The sequence below is a fragment of the Hydrogenophaga sp. GW456-12-10-14-TSB4 genome, from assembly GCF_059424305.1.
Genome location: NZ_JBWKZH010000015.1, coordinates 33,153 through 55,349 on the forward strand (window position 1 = coordinate 33,153; position 22,197 = coordinate 55,349).

At 67.0% G+C, this 22,197-nt stretch carries 22 protein-coding genes; 12 read left to right on the forward strand and 10 right to left on the reverse strand.

Annotated elements, in window-relative coordinates; all coding sequences use genetic code 11:
• Window positions 1-15: 15 nt before the first annotated feature.
• Together AC07ZS_RS10005 and AC07ZS_RS10010 are read left to right on the forward strand one after the other, a co-directional pair.
• Entirely contained in the window at window positions 16-885 is an 870-nt protein-coding gene (locus tag AC07ZS_RS10005; protein WP_494798447.1) for a pirin family protein, read from the forward strand.
• 30 nt (window positions 886-915) lie between these two features.
• Complete coding sequence (locus AC07ZS_RS10010) at window positions 916-1,128, forward strand: AbrB/MazE/SpoVT family DNA-binding domain-containing protein (protein ID WP_494798448.1); 213 nt, start codon at window positions 916-918, stop codon at window positions 1,126-1,128.
• A gap of 53 nt (window positions 1,129-1,181) precedes the next feature.
• Here the strand turns inward: AC07ZS_RS10010 and bla are convergent, their stop codons facing one another.
• Window positions 1,182-2,048 carry a class A beta-lactamase gene (bla, locus tag AC07ZS_RS10015; protein ID WP_494798449.1) on the reverse strand — a complete coding sequence of 289 codons (867 nt, stop codon included), beginning with the start codon at window positions 2,046-2,048 and terminating at the stop codon, window positions 1,182-1,184.
• Window positions 2,049-2,151: 103 nt separating this feature from the next.
• Between bla and AC07ZS_RS10020 the strand changes: the two genes are divergently transcribed.
• A complete protein-coding gene (locus tag AC07ZS_RS10020; protein WP_494798450.1) occupies window positions 2,152-3,018 on the forward strand; it encodes a LysR family transcriptional regulator in 867 nt (288 codons plus the stop codon).
• Between the two features lie 5 nt (window positions 3,019-3,023).
• On the opposite strand, the gene cynS is transcribed toward AC07ZS_RS10020, so the two are convergent.
• From cynS to AC07ZS_RS10050, 6 genes are all read right to left on the reverse strand, one after another.
• A complete protein-coding gene (gene cynS, locus AC07ZS_RS10025; protein ID WP_494798451.1) occupies window positions 3,024-3,467 on the reverse strand; it encodes a cyanase in 444 nt (147 codons plus the stop codon).
• 42 nt (window positions 3,468-3,509) lie between these two features.
• A complete protein-coding gene (locus AC07ZS_RS10030) occupies window positions 3,510-4,307 on the reverse strand; it encodes an ABC transporter ATP-binding protein (protein WP_494798452.1) in 798 nt (265 codons plus the stop codon).
• Between the two features lie 49 nt (window positions 4,308-4,356).
• Entirely contained in the window at window positions 4,357-5,220 is an 864-nt protein-coding gene (gene ntrB / locus AC07ZS_RS10035) for a nitrate ABC transporter permease (protein ID WP_494798453.1), read from the reverse strand.
• A 1-nt stretch (window position 5,221) separates the two neighbouring features.
• Complete coding sequence (locus tag AC07ZS_RS10040) at window positions 5,222-6,643, reverse strand: CmpA/NrtA family ABC transporter substrate-binding protein (RefSeq protein ID WP_494798454.1); 1,422 nt, start codon at window positions 6,641-6,643, stop codon at window positions 5,222-5,224.
• Window positions 6,644-6,778: 135 nt separating this feature from the next.
• Window positions 6,779-7,441: a response regulator gene (locus AC07ZS_RS10045; RefSeq protein ID WP_494798498.1), complete on the reverse strand. Its 663-nt coding sequence runs from the start codon at window positions 7,439-7,441 to the stop codon at window positions 6,779-6,781.
• 17 nt (window positions 7,442-7,458) lie between these two features.
• The gene (locus AC07ZS_RS10050) at window positions 7,459-8,673 is read right to left on the reverse strand and encodes a sensor histidine kinase (RefSeq protein ID WP_494798455.1); all 1,215 of its coding nucleotides are present in this window, start codon (window positions 8,671-8,673) and stop codon (window positions 7,459-7,461) included.
• Window positions 8,674-8,771: 98 nt separating this feature from the next.
• Between AC07ZS_RS10050 and AC07ZS_RS10055 the strand changes: the two genes are divergently transcribed.
• On the forward strand, window positions 8,772-9,353 hold the full coding sequence (locus AC07ZS_RS10055) for a cyclic nucleotide-binding domain-containing protein (protein WP_494798456.1): 582 nt from the start codon (window positions 8,772-8,774) through the stop codon (window positions 9,351-9,353).
• Between the two features lie 4 nt (window positions 9,354-9,357).
• Here AC07ZS_RS10055 and AC07ZS_RS10060 read toward each other — a convergent pair whose 3' ends face one another.
• Together AC07ZS_RS10060 and AC07ZS_RS10065 are read right to left on the reverse strand one after the other, a co-directional pair.
• A complete protein-coding gene (locus tag AC07ZS_RS10060; protein WP_494798457.1) occupies window positions 9,358-10,305 on the reverse strand; it encodes a TerC family protein in 948 nt (315 codons plus the stop codon).
• 215 nt (window positions 10,306-10,520) lie between these two features.
• The gene (locus tag AC07ZS_RS10065) at window positions 10,521-11,573 is read right to left on the reverse strand and encodes a homocysteine S-methyltransferase family protein (RefSeq protein WP_494798458.1); all 1,053 of its coding nucleotides are present in this window, start codon (window positions 11,571-11,573) and stop codon (window positions 10,521-10,523) included.
• Between the two features lie 130 nt (window positions 11,574-11,703).
• Here AC07ZS_RS10065 and AC07ZS_RS10070 point away from each other — a divergent pair, with 130 nt between their 5' ends.
• The 7 genes from AC07ZS_RS10070 (at window position 11,704) to AC07ZS_RS10100 (ending at window position 18,226) form a co-directional block, all read left to right on the forward strand.
• On the forward strand, window positions 11,704-12,237 hold the full coding sequence (locus AC07ZS_RS10070; protein WP_494798459.1) for a hypothetical protein: 534 nt from the start codon (window positions 11,704-11,706) through the stop codon (window positions 12,235-12,237).
• The gene (locus AC07ZS_RS10075) at window positions 12,230-12,898 is read left to right on the forward strand and encodes a PspA/IM30 family protein (RefSeq protein ID WP_494798460.1); all 669 of its coding nucleotides are present in this window, start codon (window positions 12,230-12,232) and stop codon (window positions 12,896-12,898) included. The genes AC07ZS_RS10070 and AC07ZS_RS10075 overlap by 8 nt, the downstream gene beginning before the upstream one ends.
• 7 nt (window positions 12,899-12,905) lie before the next feature.
• Window positions 12,906-13,514, forward strand: coding sequence for a YqiJ family protein (locus tag AC07ZS_RS10080; protein ID WP_494798461.1), 609 nt, complete (start codon window positions 12,906-12,908; stop codon window positions 13,512-13,514).
• 28 nt (window positions 13,515-13,542) lie between these two features.
• Window positions 13,543-15,270 carry a flotillin family protein gene (locus AC07ZS_RS10085; RefSeq protein WP_494798462.1) on the forward strand — a complete coding sequence of 576 codons (1,728 nt, stop codon included), beginning with the start codon at window positions 13,543-13,545 and terminating at the stop codon, window positions 15,268-15,270.
• Between the two features lie 89 nt (window positions 15,271-15,359).
• Entirely contained in the window at window positions 15,360-15,779 is a 420-nt protein-coding gene (locus AC07ZS_RS10090) for a rhodanese-like domain-containing protein (RefSeq protein WP_494798463.1), read from the forward strand.
• Between the two features lie 4 nt (window positions 15,780-15,783).
• Entirely contained in the window at window positions 15,784-17,697 is a 1,914-nt protein-coding gene (gene recQ, locus AC07ZS_RS10095; RefSeq protein WP_494798464.1) for a DNA helicase RecQ, read from the forward strand.
• Window positions 17,698-17,875: 178 nt separating this feature from the next.
• The gene (locus AC07ZS_RS10100) at window positions 17,876-18,226 is read left to right on the forward strand and encodes a hypothetical protein (protein ID WP_494798465.1); all 351 of its coding nucleotides are present in this window, start codon (window positions 17,876-17,878) and stop codon (window positions 18,224-18,226) included.
• Between the two features lie 133 nt (window positions 18,227-18,359).
• Here AC07ZS_RS10100 and AC07ZS_RS10105 read toward each other — a convergent pair whose 3' ends face one another.
• On the reverse strand, window positions 18,360-20,759 hold the full coding sequence (locus tag AC07ZS_RS10105) for an ATP-binding protein (RefSeq protein WP_494798466.1): 2,400 nt from the start codon (window positions 20,757-20,759) through the stop codon (window positions 18,360-18,362).
• A 170-nt stretch (window positions 20,760-20,929) separates the two neighbouring features.
• On the opposite strand from AC07ZS_RS10105, the gene AC07ZS_RS10110 reads away from it, so the two are divergent.
• Window positions 20,930-22,129: a threonine ammonia-lyase gene (locus AC07ZS_RS10110; protein ID WP_494798467.1), complete on the forward strand. Its 1,200-nt coding sequence runs from the start codon at window positions 20,930-20,932 to the stop codon at window positions 22,127-22,129.
• Window positions 22,130-22,197: the final 68 nt, after the last annotated feature.

Sequence of the window (22,197 nt, forward strand, 5' to 3'; positions counted from 1 at the left end):
ACGAAAGGAAAAGAGATGCTTGAAATGGTGATCACCGCCCGCGAGGCCGACCTGGGCCACGGCCTGAAGGTGCGTCGCGTGCTGCCCTACGCCAAGCGCCGCATGGTCGGCCCGTGGATCTTCGTGGACCACGCCGGGCCGGTGACGCTGGCGGCCGAGGACACGCGCGCCGCCGACGTGCGGCCGCACCCGCACATCGGCCTGTCCACCGTGAGCTACCTGCTCAGCGGCCAGGTCTCGCACCAGGACAGCCTGGGCGTGCACCAGCTCATCAACCCGGGCGACGTGAACTGGATGACGGCCGGGCGCGGCATCTCGCATTCCGAGCGCTTCAAGCACCCGGACTCCTTCGCCGGTGGGGGGCTCGAACTCATGCAGCTGTGGGTGGCGCTGCCCGAGGCCGATGAAGAGATCGAGCCGGCCTTCACCCACTACCCCGCCGCCGACCTGCCGGTGCGCGACGAAGGCGGGGTGTGGATGCGCCTGATCGCGGGCGAGGCCTACGGCATGAAGAGCCCGGTGCGCACGCACTCGCCGCTGTTCTACCTGCACACCGAGTGGCAACCGGGTGCGCGCCTGGCCCTGCCGGGCGGCCACCGCGAACAGGCGGCCTACGTGGCGCGCGGTGAAGTGGAGTACGGCGGCCAGACCTACGTGCCCGGCCAGCTGCTGGTGTTCGGCGACGACACCGACGCCGTGATCACCGCGCACACCAAGAGCACGCTGATGATTTTCGGCGGCGAACCGCTGGGCGAACGCCACATCTTCTGGAACTTCGTGTCCTCGCGCAAGGAGCGAATCGAGCAGGCCAAGGCCGACTGGGCGGCGGGCCGCATCCCGCTGCCACCGGAGGACAACCAGGAATGGATCCCGCTGCCGGGCTAGCCGGGTCAAGTGATGTAGCCGAGCCCCTACATGCCTGTCTTCAACCCTCTTTCCAGAGAGATCCAGATCTCCATCCCCAGGGCCGTTCTCGAACAGTTGCGCTGGGAAGCTGGTCAGGAATTGGTGCTTATCCCCAACGGCAAAGGCCTGATGGTCATGCCCGCGCCGAAGCTTCAGGAGCTCGCTGACATCGCTGGGGGCGCTGACACCGAAGGCTACCGCGATCGCAAGGACCGGTACTGATGGCGGGAGTACTGCGGGTTGGCAACAACTCAGCATGAATCAATGAGGCGCCGTCACAGCCGCGCCAGCAACCGCCCCACGGTCGCCAGCGCTGCTTCCCGCGTGGCGCCGTCGGTGGCGCTCTCGGCGAGGTAGGCGGTCACGATCACCGGCGCGCGCTGCGGCGGGAAGGCGATGCCGATGTCGTTGGCGTCGTCGCCGGCGGTGCCGGTCTTCTCACCGATGCGCCAATCCGCCGGCACCCCGGCCCGCAGGCGCTTGCCGCCCGTGGTGTTGGCCAGCAGCCATTGCAGCAGCCGCGCGCGCGAGGCCGGCGACAGCGCATCGCCCACCAGCAGCGCGCGCAGCGTGTGCGCCATGGCGCGCGGCGTGGTGGTGTCCAGCGGTTCGCCGCTGGCGGCGCGGCGGTTCAGCTCGGGCTCGGTGCGGTCCAGCCGCGTCACGCGGTCGCCCAGCCGGCGCGCATAGGCAGTGAGCGCGCCCGGGCCACCGTAGCTGGCCAGGATCAGGTTGGCGGCGGTGTTGTCGCTGGTGGTGATGGTGGCTTCGCACAGCTGCGCCAGGCTCAGGCCCTCGCCGCCCACGTGGCGCTCGGTCACGGGCGACCACGACACGAGGTCCTGCCGGCGGTAGCGGATGCGCCGCTCCAGCGACTCCTCGCCCCGGTCCGCTCGGTCCAGCACCAGCGCGCTGGCCAGCAGCTTGAACGAGCTGAGCATCAGGAAGCGTTCGTCCATGCGCCAGCCCTGCTCGCGACCGGTGGCGGTGTCGATGAGGTGCACGCCCAGACGGCCCCGGGCCGTGGCTTCGATGTCGCGCAGGGCGTCTTGCAGGGCATCGGTATCGGCCCAAGTATTTCCATGGGTCAGGCCCAGCAGGGCGGCGCCGGAGGCCAGGCAGAAGGTGCGTCGGTCGGTCATGGTGTTTCCTTGTGAATCAGGCCCGCATCGTAGGCAGGACGGGCTGCGCGATCAAACGGGAATAATCAAGGTCACACCACGGAAAAACTTGGGGATCGACGCCATGGACCTGCCACTCAATGCCCTGCGTGCCTTCGAGGTATCGGCACGCCACCTGAGCTTCACGCGCGCCGCGCAGGAGCTGAACCTCACGCAGACCGCCGTGAGCCAGCACGTCAAGAACCTGGAGCAGCGCCTGGGCAAGCCGCTGTTCCGCCGCGTGCCGCGCGGCCTGGCCCTGACCGACGAAGGCATGGCCCTGCTGCCCACGCTGGTGGACGCGTTCGCGCGCGTCTCAGCCACGCTGGAGAGCTTCAAGGGCGCGCACAAGCGCGAGGTGCTGTCGGTGGGCGCGGTGGGCACCTTCGCGGTGGGTTGGCTGCTGCCGCGCCTGCGTGAGTTCCAGGCGCGCCACCCCTTCGTGGAGCTGCGGCTGTTCACGAACAACAACCGCATCGACCTCGCGGCCGAGGGCCTGGACTGCGCGATCCGCTTCGGCGACGGCCAGTGGCCCGGCCTGCAGACGCGGCACCTGCTGGCCGCACCGCTGGCGCCGGTGTGCGCGCCGGCCCTGGCGCACCGCATCCGCGCGGTGGCCGACCTGGGGTGCGAGACCCTGCTGCGCTCGTACCGCTCGGACGAGTGGGCGCAGTGGTTCGAGGCGGCGGGCGGGCGCGCGCCGCTGCTCACCGGGCCGATGTTCGACTCGTCATTGGTGCTGGCCGACGCCGCCGCCCAGGGGGCGGGCGTGGCCCTGCTGCCGGTGTCGCTGTTCACCCGCGACCTGCAGGGCGGGCGGCTGGTGCGCCTGTTCGAGGCCGAGGTGGACGTGGGCGGCTACTGGCTCACGCGCCTGAAGACGCGGCGCAAGAGCGCGGCCATGAAAGCCTTCCAGGACTGGCTGGAGCTGCAGGCACCGGCCCTGGCCTGAGGGGATCAGTACTGCTTGTAGGGCAGGAACTTGCCGGACAACACCACGTTGACGCGGTCGCCCTTGGGATCGGCCTGGCGCTCGACGTCCATGCTGAAGTCGATCGCGCTCATGATGCCGTCGCCGAACTCTTCGTGGATCAGCTCCTTGATGGTGGTGCCGTAGACGCTGACGATCTCGTACCAGCGGTAGATCAGCGGGTCGGTCGGCACGGGCGTGGGCAGCGAGCCCTTGTAGGGCACGACCTGCAGCCACTTCTGCTCTTCCACGGAGAGGCCGAAGATCTTGCCGACCACTTTGGCCTGGGCGGGCGAGGCCGTCATCTGGCCCAGGCACAGCGCCGTGGTCCATTCCTTGGACTGGCCCACCTTCTTGGCCACGTCGGCCCAGCTGATGCCTTTGGACACCTTGGTGGAAATGATCTTTTCGGTGACGTCGAGTCGGTTCATGGGTTGCCTCGTTGTGATGGGATGAAAAAGAAGAGGAAAAAATCAGTGCGCCTTGGCCCGGGTGACCAGAAAGTCCACGATGTGGTTGCGCAGGTCGTAGTAACCATCCAGGTGATGGAGTTGCGCGCGCGTGCGGCTGCGCGGCAGCGGGTTGACCACCACCTCGGCCATGCCGCCGGGCACGTAGCCGTTCGGGCCTTCGCTGCCGTTGCTCATGAGCAGGATGCGGTCGGCCAGCAGGATGGCCTCGTCCACGTCGTGCGTGATCATGAAGACGGTCTGCTGCGTCTCGCGCACGATGCCCATGAGCTCGTCCTGGATGGTGCCGCGCGTGAGCGCGTCCAGTGCGCCGAAGGGCTCGTCGAGCAGCAGCATCTTGGGCTGGATGGCAAAGGCGCGTGCGATGCCCACGCGCTGCTTCATGCCGCCGGAGAGCTGGCTGGGCTTCTTGTCGATGGCCGGGCTCAGGCCCACGAGCGCGACGAACTTTTCGACGTGGGCGTTGAGTTCGGCGCGCGGCATGTCGGGCCAGCGCGACTTCACCGCGAAGGCGATGTTCTGCCGCACCGTGAGCCAGGGCATGAGCGCGTGGCTCTGGAACACCACGCCACGCTCCAGGCTGGGGCCGGCGATTTCGCGGCCGTCCATGAAGCAGTGGCCCGAGCTCGCGGTGTCCAGCCCCGCAAGCACGTTGAGGATGGTGGTCTTGCCGCAGCCGCTGTGGCCGATGATGCAGACGAACTCACCCTTGTCGAGGGTGAAGGAGACATCGGCGAACACCGGCTTGTCGGCCTGGTAGGCCTTGGCGAGGTGTTCCACCTTCAGGAAACCGGTTGTCATCTGAGGGGCTTTCGTTGGGACAGCGGCCTGCGGAGCGCGCTCGCCGGATTCACTCCACATAGGTCACCGCCTTCTGGAGCTGGGCGAACATCAGGTCGAGCAGCATGCCGACCACGCCGATGAGCAGCACGGCGAAGATCACGTTGGTGAGCGAGAGGTTGTTCCACTCGTTCCACACGAAGTAGCCCACGCCAGTGCCGCCCACGAGCATCTCGGCGGCCACGATGACCAGCCAGGCGATGCCCATGCTGATGCGCATGCCGGTGAGGATGGTGGGCGCGGCCGCCGGCAGGATCACCTGGAAGGCCTTGCGGATCGGGTTGACCTCCAGCGTGCTCGCCACGTTGAGCCATTCGCGCTTGACCGAGGCCACGCCGAAGGCGGTGTTGATCAGCATGGGCCAGACCGAGCAGATGAAGATGACGAAGATGCCGCTGACGTCCGAGTCCTTGAGCGTGTAGAGCGCCAGCGGCATCCAGGCCAGCGGGCTGATGGGCTTCAAGACCTGCACGAAAGGGTCGAAGGCCTTGCGCATCAGCGGCGACATGCCGATGAGAAAGCCCAGCGGAATGGCCACCGCCATGGCAAGCACGAAGCCCAGGCCCACGCGCGCCAGCGAGTGCGCGAGCTGGATGCCGATGCCCTTGTCGTTCGGGCCCTTGTCGTAGAACGGGTCGGACAGCTGGGCCCAGCTCGATTTCGCCACTTCGATCGGCGGCGGAAAGCCGGTGCTCTTGGCCGCGCCAGGGTCCTTGCCCATCATCTTGGCGTACTCGATTTCCTCGGCTGTCATGCCGGCCGAGGAACCGCCGATGCTGGGCCCGCTGGTGGAAAGCTGCCAGGCGCCGATGAAGACGGCGAACAGCAGCAGGGAGACCAGCGCAGCGCGCAGGTTGAGGCTCGCTTGCTTCATGTCAGGCCGCCGCCTTGCTGATGGCGAAGCTCTTGAGGTACTCGGCGGGTTTGGCCGGATCGAACACCTTGCCCATGATGGTGTGCTTGGTGTAGCCCGGGCCGGCCGCGAAGGGCTGGCCCAGTTCCTTCATGTGCTTGCGCGCGTCGGTGATGAGGAACACTTTCTCGGCGATCTGCTGGTAGTTCACCTCGCCCTTGATGTAGCCCCAGCGCTGCATCTGCGTGAGCATCCACACCGCCATGCTCTGCCAGGGCATGGGGTCGAAGTCGGCGCGATCGGGCACGGTCTGGATCTTGCCCAGGCCATCGGCGAAACGGCCGGTGAGCACTTGCGTGAGCACGGCCTCGGGCTGGTTGAGGTATTGGCTGGGCGCGATCACCTTGGCGATGAGTTCGCGGTTCTTGGGGTCGCGCGCCATGGCGGCCGAGGTGAGCACCGCGCGGTAGAGCGCCGCGAAGGTGTTGGGGTTCTTCTGGATGAACTCGGTGCTGGTGCCGAAGGCGCAGCAGGGGTGGCCGTTCCAGAGGTCCTTGGTCAGCACATGGATGAAGCCGACCTCGTCGAACACCGCGCGCTGGTTGAAGGGGTCGGGGCCAAGGAAGCCGTCGATGTTGCCCGCGCGCAGGTTGGCCACCATCTCGGCCGGCGGGATCACGCGCAGTTGCACGTCGGTGTCGGGGTTCAGGCCGGCTTCGGCCAGGTAGTAGCGCAGCAGGAAGTTGTGGATCGAGTAGTCGAACGGGATGCCGAACTTGAAGCCCTTCCAGTTCTTCGGGTCGCGGTTGTCCTTGTGCTTCAGGCTCAGCGTGATGGCCTGGCCGTTGATGTTCTGGATGGTGGCCACGTTCATCGGCGTGGCATTGCTGCCCAGGCCGAGCGAGATGGCCAGCGGCATGGGCGAGAGGAAGTGCGAGGCGTCGTACTCCTTGTTGATCATCTTGTCGCGCACCAGGGCCCAGCCGGCCGTCTTGGTGACCTCGACGTTGAGGCCCTGCTTGCTGTAGAAGCCCAGCGGGTGGGCCATGATCAGCGGCGTGGCGCAGGTGATGGGAATGAAGCCGACCTTGAGGTTGGTCTTCTCCAGCGTGCCCTTCTTCGTGCCGGTCTCCTGCGCCATGGCCTGCAAGCTGGTCACCGGCAGCACGCTGGCGATGGCGGCCATGGCCGTGCCCTTGCCCACCGCGCGCAGGAAGCGGCGGCGCACCTCGTCCTGCGGGAACAGCGCCTTGACCAGGGTGGCCTCGATGAACTCGTTGCTGTAGGCCTCGAACTCGGCGGTCTCGCTGCGCCGGCGCAGCTCGATGGCGGCGCTGTCGGCGGCCACCTCGGCGTGGTGGTCGGCCACGGTGTGCTCGCGCCCGCAGCTGCACTTCATCATGAGCGGACGATCGGCGTTGTAGGGATCGAAGAATTCGGACATGGCGCACCTCGTGTGTTGAAGACGAGGGGCTCTTTGCAAGCACCGGGCCAGAAGCCGGGTGCTGTGCGCTGCGTGGTGCAAGTCGTGCCGCGTCGACCGACGCGGTGTAGGGCCAGCCCTACAAAAAACGGCGTTTCAGGTGCTTTTGGGCGCGCGCGCGTGGCGTTCGGCGTAGAGCGCGAGCTCCACGTCGTTCTTCGCGCCGGTCTTCTCCAGCACGCGCGCACGGTAAGTGCTCACCGTGTTGGGCGCCAGACCCAACTGCGCACCAATTTCGCTCACGGTGCGGCCCTGGGTGAGCAGGCGGTAGACCTGGTACTCGCGGTGCGAGAGCGCCTCAGGCCCGCCCTGCGCGCCCGCGCTGCCCACGGCGGCGGCCAGCGCCTCGGCCGTGGCCTGGCTCACGAACACCGCACCGCCGGCGGCCTTGCGCACGGCGGCGAGCATGTCGTCGGGGTCGGCGCTCTTGTTCAGGTAGCCGCAGGCGCCCAGGCGAATGCAACGCACGGCGTACTGTTTCTCCGGGTAGGTGCTGAGCATGAGCACCGGCAGGCGCGGGTGCTCGCGCTTGATGGCCTGCAGCACGTCCAGCCCGTCGAGCCCGGGCATGGCGATGTCGAGCAGCACGAGGTCCAGCCCCTCGCTGCCATGAAAGGCCTTCACCTCGGCCAGCACCTCGGGGCCGGTCTGGGCCTCGGCCACCACCTGCACGTCCGGGGCATCGGCCAGGATCTGCTTGAGCCCCTCGCGCACGATGCGGTGGTCGTCGCCGATCAGCACGCGGATGGTTTCGGTCATCAGGTCGAACTGCGTGTTCATGTCAATGCCTCGGTCTCCAACGGCAGCGTCACCGTCAGGCACATGCGCGTGCCCCGCCCTGGTGCGCTGTCGATCCGGATGTCGCCGCCGAAATGCCTCGCGCGCTCACGCATGCCCATCACGCCGTAGGCGTTCGCGGCCTCGAAGGCCTGCGGCGGCGCCCCCACACCATTGTCTTGCACACACAACTGCAAGGCAGTCCCCTGCACGACGATGTGCACCGCCAGCTGATCGGCGTGCGCGTGGCGCCCGACGTTGCTGAGCATTTCCTGGAAGATGCGGAACACCGCCATGGCCAGAGGCTCGGGCGGCTCGGGGGCCTCGGCCACGTCCAGGCGCCAGTCCAGCGCCATCTCGGCCGACTGCACGAACTCCTGCGCCTGCCATTCCAGCGCGGCCCACAGGCCCTGGTGGTCGAGGATGCTGGGGCGCAGGTCGGTGATGATGCGGCCGACGTTGTCCACCGCCGTTTCGATCAGCCGGCTCATGTTCTGGCACTTGCATCGCATGCGGTCGCGCATGTCGTGGGCGGCTTCGGCGCTGCGCTGCTCCTGTTCGGACAGGCGCTTGTCCATCCAGTTGACGTCCATCTTGAGCGCCACGAGCAGGCTGCCCAGCTCGTCATGCACCTCGCGCGCGATGCGGGTGCGCTCGTCCTCGCGCACGGTTTCCGAGCGGGCAGCAAGTTCACGCACTTGTTTCAATGCGGTTGCCAGCGCGAGCGTGCGCTCACCCACGCGCTCTTCCAGCTGATCCTTGGCGCGCTGCAGGGCATCGGCGGCGCGCTTGCGCTCGGTGATGTCGACGAAGGTGACCACCGCGCCGCGCACCTCGCCGCCGTCCACGATGGGGTGGCTCGAGTACTCGACCGGAAAGGCCGTACCGTCGCGGCGCCAGAACACTTCGCTGTCGATGCGGCAGGGCAGGCCCTGGCGGAAGGCGTTGAAGATCGGGCAGTCCTCGACCGGGTAGTGCGCACCATCGGCGTGCGAGTGGTGGGTGAGGTCGTGCATGTTGGCGCCCAGCAACTCGGCCGGCTCGAAGCCGATCATGCGCGCGCCGGCGTGGTTGATGAACACGCACAGGCCGTCGAGGTCGACCCCGAACACCCCTTCGCCGGTGGAGGCCAGCAGCAGCGCGAGCGGGTCGCGCCAGGCGCCGGTGGCGGGCGCTTCGGGGCGGCTGACGAGGTGGTTGGCGTCCAGGTGCATGGGCCTTGCCCAAGCAATGGATGTGCCAAAGCGGTGCATGGCGCCGGAAGGCACGACAATCGCTTGGTTCGCGCCCCCCTGCCCACCGGACCTCCGCCATGGCCTTCTTCAACACCCTGTTCGGTACCCGCCGCGCCCGCGAGAGCGCCTCGGGCACCGCCCTGCGCGCCGCGGAACTGCTGCGCTCGGCGAACGCGCTGATCCAGCTCAGCGAGGGCGAGGCGCTCACGGTGGTGGGCTACATGGAGATGCGCCACTGTGCCGAAGGCGAGGCCATCATCCGCCAGGGCGACAGCGGGGGCAGCGGCGACGACGGCTTCATGGCGCTGGTGGTGGAGGGCGAGGTCACGGTCGAGGCGCTCAACGTGAGCCGCATCGACGCCCAGACCGTCAACGTGCTGGGCCCCGGCCACCTGATGGGCGAGATGTCGCTGATGGACGGCGCGGCGCGCTCGGCCACCTGCACCGCCAGCACCGAGGTGCGCTGCGCGGTGCTCACCCGCGACGCGCTGGAGGCGATGATCGCGGAGGAGCCCGCCACCGCCGCCAAGCTGCTGAGCGCCGTGGCGCTGCGCCTGAGCCGGCGCCTGCGGGAAGCCGACAGCAAGCTGCAGCTCTACAGCCAGCTGGTCTTCTCCATGCAGCAGGAGATCGACCGGCTGGTGCCGGACCTGGACTGAAGCCTCAGGTCTTTGCCGTGCGCGCGCTCCAGAGCATGGTGATGGCCAGAATGGAGAGCACCACCCCCAGCGCCATCGCGACCGGGATCTTGTAGATGTCGATCAGCAGCATCTTGGTGCCGATGAAGACCAGGATCAGCGCCAGCCCGTAGTTGAGCAGGTGGAAGCGGCTCGCGGCGGCCTGCAGCAGGAAGAACATGGCGCGCAGGCCCAGGATGGCGAACACGTTGCTGGTCAGTACGATGAACGGGTCGCGCGTGACGGCGAAGATGGCCGGGATGGAGTCGACCGCGAAGATCACGTCGGTGAAGCCGACCAGGCAGATCACCATGAGCAGCGGCGTGGCGATGCGCTTGCCGTTTTCCACGGTGAAGAACTTCTCGCCGTCAAAGCCCTTGCTGACAGGCAGCACGCGGCGCAACAACTTCAGCGCGGGGTTTTCGTCCAGGCTGGGCTCCTGGCCGGCGGCCCACCACATCTTCACGCCGGTAAGCACCAGGAAGGCACCGAAGACGTAAAGGATCCAGTGGAACTGCGCCAGCAGCCAGCCGCCCACCAGGATCATCACGGTGCGCAGCACGATGGCGCCCAGGATGCCGATCATGAGCACGCGCTTCTGGAACGCGGCCGGCACGGCGAAGTAGCTGAAGATCAGCAGGAAGACGAAGATGTTGTCGACCGCCAGGCTTTTCTCGATCAGGTAGCCGGTGAGGAACTCGAGCGATTTCTCGGTGGCGATCGCGCTCGAACCGGTGGCGTCCTTCACGGCCCACCAGAACAGGCCGTTGAACAGCAGGCTCAGCGCGACCCAGGCGAACGACCAGTTCAGCGCTTCCTTCACGCCGACGGCGTGCGAGCCCTGCTTCTTGAGCACGACGAAATCCACGAACAGAGCCGCCACGACGAACACGACGAAGACGACCCACAGCCACAGCGGGGCAATGCTTTCCATTGAAAGACCTCAGGTTGGTGTTGAACAAACACCCCAAGGTCTTGCCTCCACCGCGCGTGGCGCGGCTGGGAATTCCCGGTGACCCGAAGACCACGTAATGACGGAAATTCCGCCCACCGAAGACCGGCTGGACGCCGGGTGGCAGGCTGACTACTCCCCTTGAAGGGAACGCCGATTATGCACGAGGTCCACCGACCCCGTGCCGCGGTCGGACTTCAGACCGCTTCGGCTTCCTTGTAGAAGTAGTCGCGCCGCACACCGCGCGGTGCCAGGGGCTCCACGCTCAGGCGGATCGCCTCGATGTGCTGCGGCGTGGTGCCGCAGCAACCGCCCACGATGTTGACCAGGCCCTCGGCCGCGAACTCGCGCAGCAGGCGGCTGGTGTCTTCCGGCGTCTCGTCGAAGCCGGTGTCGCTCATGGGGTTGGGCAGGCCGGCGTTGGGGTAGCAGCTGATGAAGGTGTCGCCTGCGGCCTTGGCCAGTTCCTGGATGTAGGGGCGCATCAGCGCGGCGCCCAGCGCGCAGTTCAGGCCCACGGCCAGCGGCTGCAGGTGGCGCACGCTGGCCCAGAAAGCGGTCACGGTCTGGCCGCTGAGGATGCGGCCGGAGGCGTCGGTCACGGTGCCGCTGATGATCAGCGGCAGGCGCTGGCCCGACTGCTCGAAGAACTCGTCCACCGCGAACAGCGCGGCCTTGGCGTTGAGCGTGTCGAAGATGGTCTCGACCAGCAGCACGTCGGCCCCGCCCTCGACCAGCGCCTCGATCTGCTCCAGGTAGGCCGCGCGCAGCTGCTCGAAGGTGACGTTGCGCGCCCCGGCGTCGTTCACATCGGGGCTGATGCTGGCGGTCTTGGGCGTGGGGCCCAGGGCGCCGGCCACGAAGCGCGGCTTGTCGGGCGTGCTGAACTTGTCGCAGGCCTCGCGGGCCAGGCGGGCCGAGGCCAGGTTCATCTCGCGCGCGAGGTGGCCCATCTCGTAGTCGTCCTGCGCGATCGTGGTGGCACCGAAGGTGTTGGTCTCGATCAGGTCGGCGCCGGCGCTCAGGTAGCCCTCGTGAATGTCGCGGATCACGTCCGGGCGCGTGAGGCTGAGCAGTTCGTTGTTGCCCTTGACGTCCTTGTGGAAGTCCTTGAAGCGCTCGCCCCGGTACTCGGCCTCGCCCAGCTTGAAGCGCTGGATCATGGTGCCCATCGCGCCGTCGAGAATGGCGATGCGGTGCTTCAGGATCTCGGGCAGCGCCTGGGCGCGGGTGTAGGCAGGGGCGTTCATGCCCTGGATTGTAGGAACAACCTCCTGCCCACCCGGCCTTGAGGGCAAATGCGGGACCTCTCCATCGGCGAAAAAGGCTGCCGATCAAACTTGTTGACGCCTGAATTCAATTGAATACAATTGACATCGCATGAACACAGCATCCCGGCCATCCCATTCCATGATGCCCTTGTCGGGTCGCATACCCGACGAGCTGTATCAGTGGCTGTCCACTGCTTCGTTCGATGGCGCCACCACCATGAGCGACAAGTTGCGGGTGGCGATCACCACGCTGAAGCAACTGCAGGAAGGGGATACGGACTACAACGGCGCACTGTCCATGTACCGGGATCTCTGCAGCAACACGCGCAGACAGCTGGCACAGATGGAGCCCAAGCATGGGCACTCCGAGGTTCTTTCCACCATCATCGAACACGCGCCGGCCATCTTGGCCGCACTGACGTCGGCCCAGATCAACGGCGTGTCCGATGCCCGACGGCTGGAAGATCAACTCACGCAGCGCTGCCTGCAGTTGGCCGAGAGCCTGCTGCGACAGGCCATCACCCGCAAAGCCAGGGCCCATGATGGCGACGTGGTCTCAAGACACGCTGCGCCCTTGGTCGAACTGGCCAACATGATTCACAGGCAGTCCATCAACGAACAGGAAGGAACACGACATGAGTGACTCGTTGCGTCAGAGGGTATCGAGGGTGATTGCAGGAGGCGCCCACGCCCTGCTGGACAAGATAGAGGACAACGCGCCCGTCGCGATGCTGGAGCAAAGCGTTCGTGAGGTCGAGGGCATCGCCGACGAAGTCCGATCGGAACTGGGCCGGGTCGTGGCCAACCGGCATCTGGCGCAGCAGCAGCACCTGAATCTGAACAAGGAGCACGAGCACCTGAGCGTTTCCATTGGACAGGCGCTGGACAGCCAACGCGAGGATCTGGCCAAGCCGGCGATCGCAAGGCAGATCGACATCGAAGCCCAACTGCCTGTGCTTGAAGCCAGCCTGGCGGAGCTGGCCTCGCAGGAGAAGGAGCTTTCCGGTTTCGTCGATGCCCTGATGGGGAAGAAACGCGAGATGCAGGCGGCCATCCGCGACTTTGAACAATCACGGCAGGCCGCCGAGAGTGCCGCGCTCCGGGGCGCCGGCGCCGGCACGCCCGTGGCCTCCAAACTGCAGGCCGCCCAATCCGCATTCGACCGGACCTACCAACGCCAAACCGGGCTGGACCTTGCCGGGCGCGGCACCAGCCTGGAACAGGCAGCCAAATTGAAGGAGCTGGGTGATCTGGTTCGCGAGAACAAGATCAACGAGCGACTCGCCGCACTCAAAGCAAAGTAGGCAAGCCATGATCCTGTTTGCCCACGAGACGTGGCCTTTCGGCGCGGCTTTGTTGCTGATGCTGGCACTCCTGGTGGCGGAGGGCGCCGGACTTCTGCTGTCCGCCAGCCCCTCGAGCTGGCTGGACGGGCTTCTGCCCGACAGCGTGGACGGTTCGCTCGGCTGGCTTCATCTCGGCAAGGTGCCGTTTCTCATCCTGCTGGGGCTCTTCCTGGCTGGCTTTTCCATCAGCGGCTACGCCATCCAGAGCTTCAGCGATGCCCTGTTGGGGCGCTTGCTGCCCGCCTGGCTTGCCTCTGTGCCAGCGGCCCTGACGGCCGTTGCAACCGTCAGTGGCCTGGGCGGCCTGATCGCCCGAGTCATGCCGACCGACGAGAGCAGTGTGGTCAGCGAACAGAGCCTGATCGGACGTGCGGGGGTCGTCACGCAAGGCATCGCTCGCCAAGGCATGGCGGCACAGGCCAGGGTAAGGGACATGCATGGCCGGGCGCACTATGTCCTTGTCGAACCCGATCTGGCAGGCGACACCTTTGAAGAAGGCGTCGCCGTCCTGCTGGTCAAGAAAACGGGGGCCCGGTACTTCGGCATCAAGAACCCCCACCCCGATCTGCTTTGAAACCACTCCATAAACCCAAAGGGAAGAAATGATCGACCTGCTGTTCAACATCGGCGTGCCCGCCGCCATCGGTTTCGTTGCCCTCGTTTTCATCGGCATCATCTTTGCCCGCCTGTACCGCAGGGCAACCAAGGAAACGGCCTTTGTCCGCACGGGCCTGGGAGGCCAAAAGGTGATCATGGACGGCGGCGCCATCGTGCTACCCATCTTTCACGAAATCATCCCGGTGAACATGAACACGCTCAAGCTGGAGGTGTCGCGCCGCGAGGAGCAGAGCCTGATCGCCCTGGACCGCATGCGTGTGGACGTGGCGGCGGCGTTCTTCGTGCGTGTCAAGCAGGTCGCCGAGTCCGTGAGCACCGCCGCGCAAACCTTGGGACGCAAGACCATGGCACCCAACGAGCTGAAGGTCCTGGTCGAAGACAAGTTCGTGGACGCCCTGCGCGCCACCGCTGCCACGATGACCATGCAGGAGTTGCAGGACAAACGCCGCGAGTTTGTTCAGGCGGTGCAGAACGCCGTGGCGGAAGACCTTGAAAAGAACGGGCTGGAGCTCGAATCCGTCTCGCTCACGAGCATGGACCAGACGGCGAAAGACTTCTTCAATCCGAACAATGCTTTCGATGCCGAAGGTCTGACCAAGCTCACGCAGGAAACCGAGACACGCCGCAAACAGCGCAACGACATCGAGCAGGACACGGAGGTTCAGGTTCGCACCAAAAACCTGGAAGCCGAACGGCTCAAGCTCGACATCACCAAGCAACAGGAATTCGCCACCCTCACCCAGCAGCAGGAGATCTCCAACGCCAAGGCCGACCAAGTGGCGGAAATCGCCAAGATCGAAGCCGAGCGGCAGCGCGAGGCCGAAGAAGTGCGGATCAATGCCGAGCGGCTGGTCAAGGAGCGCCGCATCGAGGCCGACCGCACCGTCAACAGCGCTGAAATCGACAAGAACCTGACCATTCAGAAGAAGACCATCGAGGCGGATCGGGAAACCCGGGTCAAGCAGGCCGAGCAACGGCAAGCGGTCGAGTTGGCCAACCAGGGGGCCGCCATTGCGATCGCGCGCAAGTCCGAAGAACAGTCCCAGGCGGACGCTGCCGCCAACCAGGCACGAGCAGAAGCGGTCAAGGCGGAAGAAGGCGTCAACACCGCGCGTGAAGTCGCCATTGCCGAGCGGGGCAAGTCCATCCAGCTGATCGACGCCGCGCGGGAGGCAGAGCAACTGGCCATCTCGGTGAAGGTGGCCGCCGAAGCCGAGAAAGAAGCCGCGGAAAATCGCGCGATGGCCTTGAAGGTGGAGGCCGATGCCAAGCGGGAAGCGGCGCTGGCAGAGGCCGAGGGCATCTCGGCCATCAACGACGCCAAGAACCGCCTGGGCGCCGCCCAGATCGATCTGGCGGTGCGCATGCAGCTCATCCAGTCCTTGCCGCTGATCATCCGGGAAGCCTCCAAACCGCTGGAGAAAATCGATTCGATCCGACTCTTCCAGGTCAACGGCTTGCCCATGGGCGGGCTGAATGGGACGGATGACGGCTCCGCACGGGGTGGCTCATCCGGCTCCTTGCCCGAGCAGGTCATGAACTCGGCACTTCAGTACCAGGTCGCCAAGCCCATTGTCGACGCCATCATGAAAGACGCCGGATTGGCCAACCCGTCCCTGACAGGCATCTCGCAGTCCGTGGCCGCCATGGTCAACGGTTCCGGTGCGCTGAGTGAGCCCCCCTCTCCCGCTTCGCTCCCCAACCCGGCATAACACCTTGCACACTCCGCCAGCGGCATGCTGGCGCAGTTCAATATGGCGATGGTTTCTGCACGGATTCGCGATCCCCGACAATACCCGGCATGAAACACCTCACGCCCAAGCAGGCCTGGGCCTGGCTGCAGGCCGAACGCGAACAGCGCGCAGCCCGTGGTGAAGAGCCCCCGCTGTTTGTCGACGTGCGCATGGAGATCGAGTCGCTCTACGTGGGCCGCCCGCCCGGCGTGGAGAACATTCCCTGGTACGAGTACCCCGACCTCACGCCCGACCCGGCGCGCTTCGCGTCGTCGGTGGAGCAGGAAGCCGGCGGCAAGCACCGGCCGGTCCTCCTGATCTGCCGCAGCGGCAAACGCACGCTGGACGCGGGCCAGGCCCTGGAGGCCGCCGGTTTCAGCGACGTGGCGCACGTGCTGCACGGTTTCGAGGGCGAACTCAACGACGACTTCAAGCGCTCCAGCCTCAACGGCTGGCGCCACGACGGCCTGCCCTGGGAGCAGATGTAAGCCCATGACCGCGGCCACCATCGACATCGCACCGGGCGGCGAGATCCTGGAAAACAGCCTCGGCGTGCTGCACGAGGTGTTCGGCTACGACGCCTTCCGGGGCCCGCAGGCCGACATCGTCTCGCACGTGGGCGCAGGCGGCGATGCGCTCGTGCTCATGCCCACGGGCGGCGGCAAGTCGCTGTGCTATCAGGTGCCGGCCATCGTGCGCGAGCGCACGGGCCAGGGCCTGACGGTGGTGGTCTCGCCCCTGATCGCGCTCATGCACGACCAGGTGGGCGCGCTGATCGAGGCCGGCGTGGCCGCCGCCTTCCTCAATTCCAGCCTGTCGCTGGAAGACGCGCAGCAGGTCGAGAAGCAGATGCTGCGCGGCGAGCTCACCCTGCTCTACGCGGCGCCCGAACGCCTGACCACGCCGCGTTTCCTGGCCCTGCTCGACTCGCTGCACGAGCGCGGCAAGCTGAGCCTGTTCGCGATCGACGAGGCGCACTGCGTGAGCCAGTGGGGCCACGACTTCCGCCCCGAGTACCGCGCCCTGGTGGTGCTGCACGAGCGCTATGCCGGCGTGCCGCGCGTGGCCCTGACGGCCACCGCCGACGACCTCACGCGCGCCGACATCGTCGAGCGCCTGCAGCTGCAGGAAGCGCGCACCTTCATCAGCAGCTTCGACCGGCCCAACATCCGCTACCAGCTGGTGGAGAAGAAGGACGCCACGACCCAGCTGCAGCGCTTCATCCGCGACGAGCACACCGGTGCGGACGGCCACGACGCGGGCATCGTCTACTGCCAGTCGCGCCGCCGGGTCGAAGAAGTGGCCGCGATGCTGTGCGAGGCCGGCTTTAACGCACTGCCGTACCACGCGGGTCTGGACGCCGCCGTGCGCCAGCGCCACCAGGACCGCTTCCTGCGCGAAGAGGGTCTGATCATGGTGGCCACGATCGCCTTCGGCATGGGCATCGACAAGCCCGACGTGCGCTTCGTCGCGCACCTGGACATGCCCAAGAACATCGAGGGCTACTACCAGGAGACCGGCCGCGCGGGCCGCGACGGCGAGCCCGCCAACGCCTGGATGGCCTACGGCCTGCAGGACGTGGTGAACCAGCGCCGCATGATCGACGAAAGCCCGGCGGCCGACGAGTTCAAGCAGGTGCTGCGCGGCAAGCTCGACGCCCTGCTCACGCTCGCCGAGGCCAGCGACTGCCGGCGCGTGCGCCTGCTGTCGTACTTCGGTGAAGCCAGCCAGCCCTGCGGCAACTGCGACAACTGCCTCACCCCGCCCGAGCTGCACGACGCGACCGAGTCGGCGCGCAAGCTGCTCTCGTGCATCTACCGGGTGCAGCAGGCCAGTGGCACCGCCTTCGGCGCGGGTCACATCATGGACATCCTGCGTGGCAAGGCCACCGACAAGGTCAAGCAGTACGGCCACGAGAAGCTGTCCACCTTCGGCATCGGCGCCGACCTCTCCGAAACGCAGTGGCGCGCGCTGTTGCGCCAGCTGATCGCCCGCGAAGCGGTGCAGGTGCACGACGCGCCCTACAACACCTTGCACCTGGCCGACGCGGCGCGCGACATCCTCAAGGGCCAGAGCCCGGTGTGGCTCAAGTCGCTGGCGGACAAGGCCGCCAGCTCGGCGCGCAGCGGCCGCCAGCGCGCTTCGCGCGCCACCGCCAAGGACGATGGCGTGCCGCTGAGCCTGTCCGAACGCGAATGCCTGGAGGCCCTCAAGGCCTGGCGCGCGGGCGTGGCACGAGAGCACAACCTGCCGGCCTTCGTGATCTTCCACGACGCGACGCTGCGTGCCATTGCCGGCCGCAAGCCCGAAACCCTGGCCGACCTGGACGGGATTGCCGGCATCGGGCAGAAAAAACGCGAAGCCTACGGCTCGGACGTGCTCCAGGTCGTGAGTGCTTTCGTCTGAAGTCGATTCAGCCCCTTCCCGGTCTTTGGTACCTAGGTTTTAGGAGCTCAACCGCCTGTCGGCGAGCCGTCTGTCGGACGCCGCTGCCGCTCAAGCTTCTCACGGCCGCGCCGATGTTTCAGATGTAGCCGGAGGACTTCTTGCCCTCTGGCCTGAGACCCACGAAACGGAGCGCGTCATGTTTTTCAGGTTGCCATGGTTTGGCAAATCCCGGCAGGTACAGCCGCAGTACCACGACACCCAGGTGCTGGAGCTGGATTTTCTCGTTGACGAGTTCCACGAAGCCATGGCCGACATCAAGGACCCCGTGCGCCAAAGGGTGCACGCTGCGCTGATGTCCTGCCAGACGCCCAAGGACCTCTGGTTCCTGCGCAGCAAGCTGTTCAGCCTGATCTCCAAGCACCACTGCGAAAGCGTGGCCAACAGCCGCGTGGCCCGGCTCGACCAGAAGCTGCGCTTCTTCGTCTCCCACCACCCGGAGTATTCCGCCGACGAGTTGCCCAGCGGCCCGATGGCCTTGCTGCACTGACGGTCCCCCCCGCGCCGCCTGCGGCGTCACCCCCCAGGGGGCGGCAGCAGCGGCCCGGCAAAGCCGGTTCCGCGCTGCCCTGGACAAACAAAAGCCACCTTGCGGTGGCTTTTGTTTTTGGCGCTCTCAGCGCTCAGTGCGTGAATCCCATCGGGCGCGCCTCCCGCACCTCGGGCTTGATGCGGTGCTCGGCCTCCAGCTGGGCCATGAACTCCTCGGGCGCCAGGGCCTCGGCCAGGATCTCCACCTGCCGCTTCACGGCCGCGAAGTCGCCCGGGCAGAGCTGCTCCAGCTTCGCCAGCCGCGTGGCCAGCTCGGGGCTCAGGCGCGCGGCATCGCCTCCCAGGGCTTCCACCACGAACATGGTCTCGCGCTGGCGCGCGGTCAGCGGTTTGAAGCGGATCTTGAAGGTGAAGCGCCGCAGCGCCGCCTGGTCGATGCTGTCCATCAGGTTGGTGGTGCAGATGAAGATGCCCGCGAAGCGCTCCATGCCCTGCAGCATTTCGTTGACCTCGGTCACCTCGTAGGTGCGCTGCGCGCCGCGCCGGTCCTGCAGGAAACTGTCGGCTTCGTCGAGCAACAGCACGGCTTTCTCGGCCTCGGCCTCGCGGAACATCGCGGCCATCTGTTGTTCGGTCTCGCCCACGAACTTGCTCACCAGGTCGCTGGCGCGGCGGATCATCAGCGGGCGGTCCAGCTGCTGGGCCATGTGCTCGGCCAGCGCGGTCTTGCCGGTGCCGGGCGCGCCGTGGAAGCACAGGCAGCCATGGCCCCGCGCCTTGAGCGCCGCGATCACGCGCGGCAGCTCGTAGCGCGACTCGACGTTGAGCATGTCCAGGCTGTACTGCGTGGCGCTGGGGCGCTGCACCAGATCGGGCTTGCGGCCCAAAGCGAGGTCGGCGTTCTTCAGTTGGCGTTCGATCAGCTCGTCAAGCACGGGCGCCTCGGTCGCCCGCGCCTTGCCGCCGCGCCGGGGTGCGGGCTGGCCCGCCAGCTGCGCGAACCGCAGCGCGGTGCGGATCTGCGCCGGCGTGAGCCCCTTGCGCTCGGTCAGGCGCGCCACCAGGCCGTCGGACACCGGCGCGCCTTCCAGCGTCTTGCGCACCAGCTGCTCGCGCGCACCGGGCGGCGGGCTCTTGAGTTCGAGGTGGTAGGCAAAACGGCGGCGGAAGGCCGGGTCGATCTGCTCGATGCGGTTGGTCACCCACAGCGTGGGCACCGCGTTGGTCTCCAGGATCTGGTTGACCCAGGCCTTGCCGCTGACGCTGCCGGTGTGCGCAGCCGCCACGTGTTCGGCGCGCGCCATGATCTGTGCCGCCTCGCTGGAGATCGGCGGGAACACGTCTTCCACCTCGTCGAACAGCAGCGCCGAATGCGCCGTGCCCTTGAGGAACACCTGCGCGATCTGCAGCGAGCGGTAGCGGTCGCGGCCGGAGAGCGCGTTGCCGTCGCGGTCGGCGTACTCCACCTCGAAGAGTTCCAGGCCCGCGGCCTGCGCCACCACGCGCGCGAGCTCGGTCTTGCCGGTGCCGGGCGGGCCGTACAGCAGCACGTTCACGCCCAGCTCCTTGCGCGCCACGGCTTCGCGCAGCAGACCGCAGAGCAGGCGCACATCCTCGCCCACGTAGTCGAAGTCCTTGGGGGTGAGCGCGGACCGGGCGGCCGGGCGGGTGAACACCGCCATCAGCTCGCTTTGCGTGCGGTACTCGCGCATCAGCACCGGGGGCAGCTTCTCGCTCACTTTCATGAGGTCGGCCAGGTCGGTGATGTTGTGCTCGGAAATCAGGTTCTCCACCATGCCGATGCGCTCCAGGCGCGAGCCCGCGCGCAGCGCCTCGCCGACCTCGCTGGCCTTCACGCCGGCCACGTCGGCAATGGCCGCATAGGCCTCGGGCGCGTTGTTGACCTTGAACTCGACCAGGATGGAACGCAGGTCGCGCTGGTAGCGCGCCAGCGTGCCGTACAGCAGCAGCGCGCGCTCGGCGCGGTTGAGCTGCAGCAGGCTGGCCAGCGCGTCGATGTTCTTCTCCACCAGGGTGGACTGCTTCTTGAGCGAGTGGCTCAGCCACTCACCGGTGACGGCCAGCACGGACAGCAGGTCCTTGGGCGACTCCTTGGCGTACTCGTCCAGGTAGAAGAACAGCGTGCCTTCCTCGTAGGGGCCGCGCCACACGCCGTAGCGCTCCATGAAGGCGTTGGTGGTCAGGCCGTCGTGGCCGCTCCACAGCTCGTTGTCCTTGCAGCGGCGCGCCAGGAACTCGCGCAGGCGCAGCAGCACGGTGTGCGGCCACACCAGGTGGCGGCCGGCGAGCGACAGCAGGGTATTGAGATCGCGCCGCACATTGAAGCGCGGGCCCTGGCGCGCGGCCAGGGTGAGCACGAAATGCGAGCACATGAGGTCGAGCACGGGCGCCTGGCGCAGGCCGTGGGGCACGAAGACGCGCCCCTCACTCGAGAGAGGGGCACGGCCTTCGCGTGCATCGAGAACGGTGCGGGCCGCCGATGCAGCGGACTGCAGCGAGCGCTTCGTCATCCAGACACCTCCAGAAATGCCTCCCCATGACGCCATGCCAGGGGAGCCGGCATTTGAGCGGACCATAACCCAGCTTGATGAATCATGGAAGAGAGTGATACGAACGGTTTGAGCAATTTGTCGGGCTTTGCCCTCGCACCACACCGTCACGGCGGGTACACAATCGCGCCATGCTGCAACTCCAAGACATCCAGACCGCCGCCGGTCGCCTCGCCGGGCAGGTGCTGGACACACCTTTCGTCGAATCGCGCACCATTTCGCAGCTCACCGGCTGCCAGGTGTTCCTGAAGTTCGAGAACCTGCAATACACCGCCTCTTTCAAGGAACGAGGCGCCTGCAACAAGCTGGCGCAGCTCACGCCCGAGGAGCGGTTGCGCGGCGTGGTCGCCATGAGCGCGGGCAACCACGCCCAGGGGGTGGCTTACCACGCCCATCGGCTGGGCTTGCGCGCGGTGATCGTCATGCCGCGCTTCACACCGGGCGTGAAGGTGGAGCGCACGCGGGGCTTCGGCGCCGAGGTGGTGCTGCACGGCGACACGCTGGACGCGGCCCGCTCCCACGCCCGGGAACTGGCTCAGCAGCAGGGCCTGGTGTTCGTCCACCCTTACGACGACGAGGCGATCGTCGCCGGCCAGGGCACGGTGGCGCTGGAGATGCTGCGCGATCAGCCCGATCTGGACACGCTGGTGATCGCCATCGGTGGCGGCGGCCTGATCGCCGGCATCGCTACCGCGGCCAAGGCGATCCGGCCCGACATCGAGATCGTGGGCGTGCAGACCGAGCGCTTTCCGGCCATGGTCAACGCCATCAAGGGCACCCACCTGCCACAAGGCACGAGCACGATCGCCGAGGGCATCGCGGTGGGCACGCCGGGCGTGGTGACCGAGGCCATCATCCGCCGTCGGGTGGACGACCTGCTGCTGGTCGACGAAGGCGACGTGGAGCAGGCCATCGTGATGTTGCTGGAAATCGAGAAGACCCTGGTCGAGGGCGCAGGCGCGGCCGGCCTGGCCGCGCTCATCAAGCACCCGCAACGCTTCGCGGGCAAGCGCGTGGGCCTGGTGCTCAGCGGCGGCAACATCGACCCGATGCTGCTGGCCTCGATCATCGAACGCGGCATGGTGCGCGCCGGTCGGCTGGCGCGCATCCAGGTCAACGCGCGCGACGTGCCGGGCAACCTGGCGCGCATCACGGCCACGGTGGCCGAGGCCGGCGCCAACATCGACGAGGTGCACCACCAGCGCGCCTTCACCCTGCTGGCGGCGCAGAACGTGGCGATCGAGCTCGTGCTGCAGACGCGCGGTCGCGAGCACATCGAGCAGGTCATCGAGCGCCTGCGCGAAGCCGGCTTCGACACCACCCTGCTCTGACCCTCGCCCGGCCCGGTTGACGCTGCGGCAAAGCCTCCGGCATCATCGGCCGATCAACGGCCAACGCG

Excerpts from the sequence above, each read along its gene's own strand:
- AC07ZS_RS10020 (WP_494798450.1), top strand. The coding sequence starts at position 2,152 with ATGGACCTGCCACTCAATGCCCTGCGTGCCTTCGAGGTATCGGCACGC.
- AC07ZS_RS10070 (WP_494798459.1), top strand. The coding sequence starts at position 11,704 with ATGAACACAGCATCCCGGCCATCCCATTCCATGATGCCCTTGTCGGGT.
- AC07ZS_RS10030 (WP_494798452.1), bottom strand. The coding sequence starts at position 4,307 with ATGACAACCGGTTTCCTGAAGGTGGAACACCTCGCCAAGGCCTACCAG.
- AC07ZS_RS10040 (WP_494798454.1), bottom strand. The coding sequence starts at position 6,643 with ATGTCCGAATTCTTCGATCCCTACAACGCCGATCGTCCGCTCATGATG.
- AC07ZS_RS10110 (WP_494798467.1), top strand. The coding sequence starts at position 20,930 with ATGCTGCAACTCCAAGACATCCAGACCGCCGCCGGTCGCCTCGCCGGG.
- AC07ZS_RS10045 (WP_494798498.1), bottom strand. The coding sequence starts at position 7,441 with ATGACCGAAACCATCCGCGTGCTGATCGGCGACGACCACCGCATCGTG.
- cynS (WP_494798451.1), bottom strand. The coding sequence starts at position 3,467 with ATGAACCGACTCGACGTCACCGAAAAGATCATTTCCACCAAGGTGTCC.
- AC07ZS_RS10100 (WP_494798465.1), top strand. The coding sequence starts at position 17,876 with ATGTTTTTCAGGTTGCCATGGTTTGGCAAATCCCGGCAGGTACAGCCG.
- AC07ZS_RS10005 (WP_494798447.1), top strand. The coding sequence starts at position 16 with ATGCTTGAAATGGTGATCACCGCCCGCGAGGCCGACCTGGGCCACGGC.
- AC07ZS_RS10065 (WP_494798458.1), bottom strand. The coding sequence starts at position 11,573 with ATGAACGCCCCTGCCTACACCCGCGCCCAGGCGCTGCCCGAGATCCTG.
- AC07ZS_RS10105 (WP_494798466.1), bottom strand. The coding sequence starts at position 20,759 with ATGACGAAGCGCTCGCTGCAGTCCGCTGCATCGGCGGCCCGCACCGTT.
- AC07ZS_RS10060 (WP_494798457.1), bottom strand. The coding sequence starts at position 10,305 with ATGGAAAGCATTGCCCCGCTGTGGCTGTGGGTCGTCTTCGTCGTGTTC.
- AC07ZS_RS10090 (WP_494798463.1), top strand. The coding sequence starts at position 15,360 with ATGAAACACCTCACGCCCAAGCAGGCCTGGGCCTGGCTGCAGGCCGAA.
- AC07ZS_RS10010 (WP_494798448.1), top strand. The coding sequence starts at position 916 with ATGCCTGTCTTCAACCCTCTTTCCAGAGAGATCCAGATCTCCATCCCC.
- bla (WP_494798449.1), bottom strand. The coding sequence starts at position 2,048 with ATGACCGACCGACGCACCTTCTGCCTGGCCTCCGGCGCCGCCCTGCTG.
- ntrB (WP_494798453.1), bottom strand. The coding sequence starts at position 5,220 with ATGAAGCAAGCGAGCCTCAACCTGCGCGCTGCGCTGGTCTCCCTGCTG.
- recQ (WP_494798464.1), top strand. The coding sequence starts at position 15,784 with ATGACCGCGGCCACCATCGACATCGCACCGGGCGGCGAGATCCTGGAA.
- AC07ZS_RS10050 (WP_494798455.1), bottom strand. The coding sequence starts at position 8,673 with ATGCACCTGGACGCCAACCACCTCGTCAGCCGCCCCGAAGCGCCCGCC.
- AC07ZS_RS10085 (WP_494798462.1), top strand. The coding sequence starts at position 13,543 with ATGATCGACCTGCTGTTCAACATCGGCGTGCCCGCCGCCATCGGTTTC.
- AC07ZS_RS10075 (WP_494798460.1), top strand. The coding sequence starts at position 12,230 with ATGAGTGACTCGTTGCGTCAGAGGGTATCGAGGGTGATTGCAGGAGGC.
- AC07ZS_RS10055 (WP_494798456.1), top strand. The coding sequence starts at position 8,772 with ATGGCCTTCTTCAACACCCTGTTCGGTACCCGCCGCGCCCGCGAGAGC.
- AC07ZS_RS10080 (WP_494798461.1), top strand. The coding sequence starts at position 12,906 with ATGATCCTGTTTGCCCACGAGACGTGGCCTTTCGGCGCGGCTTTGTTG.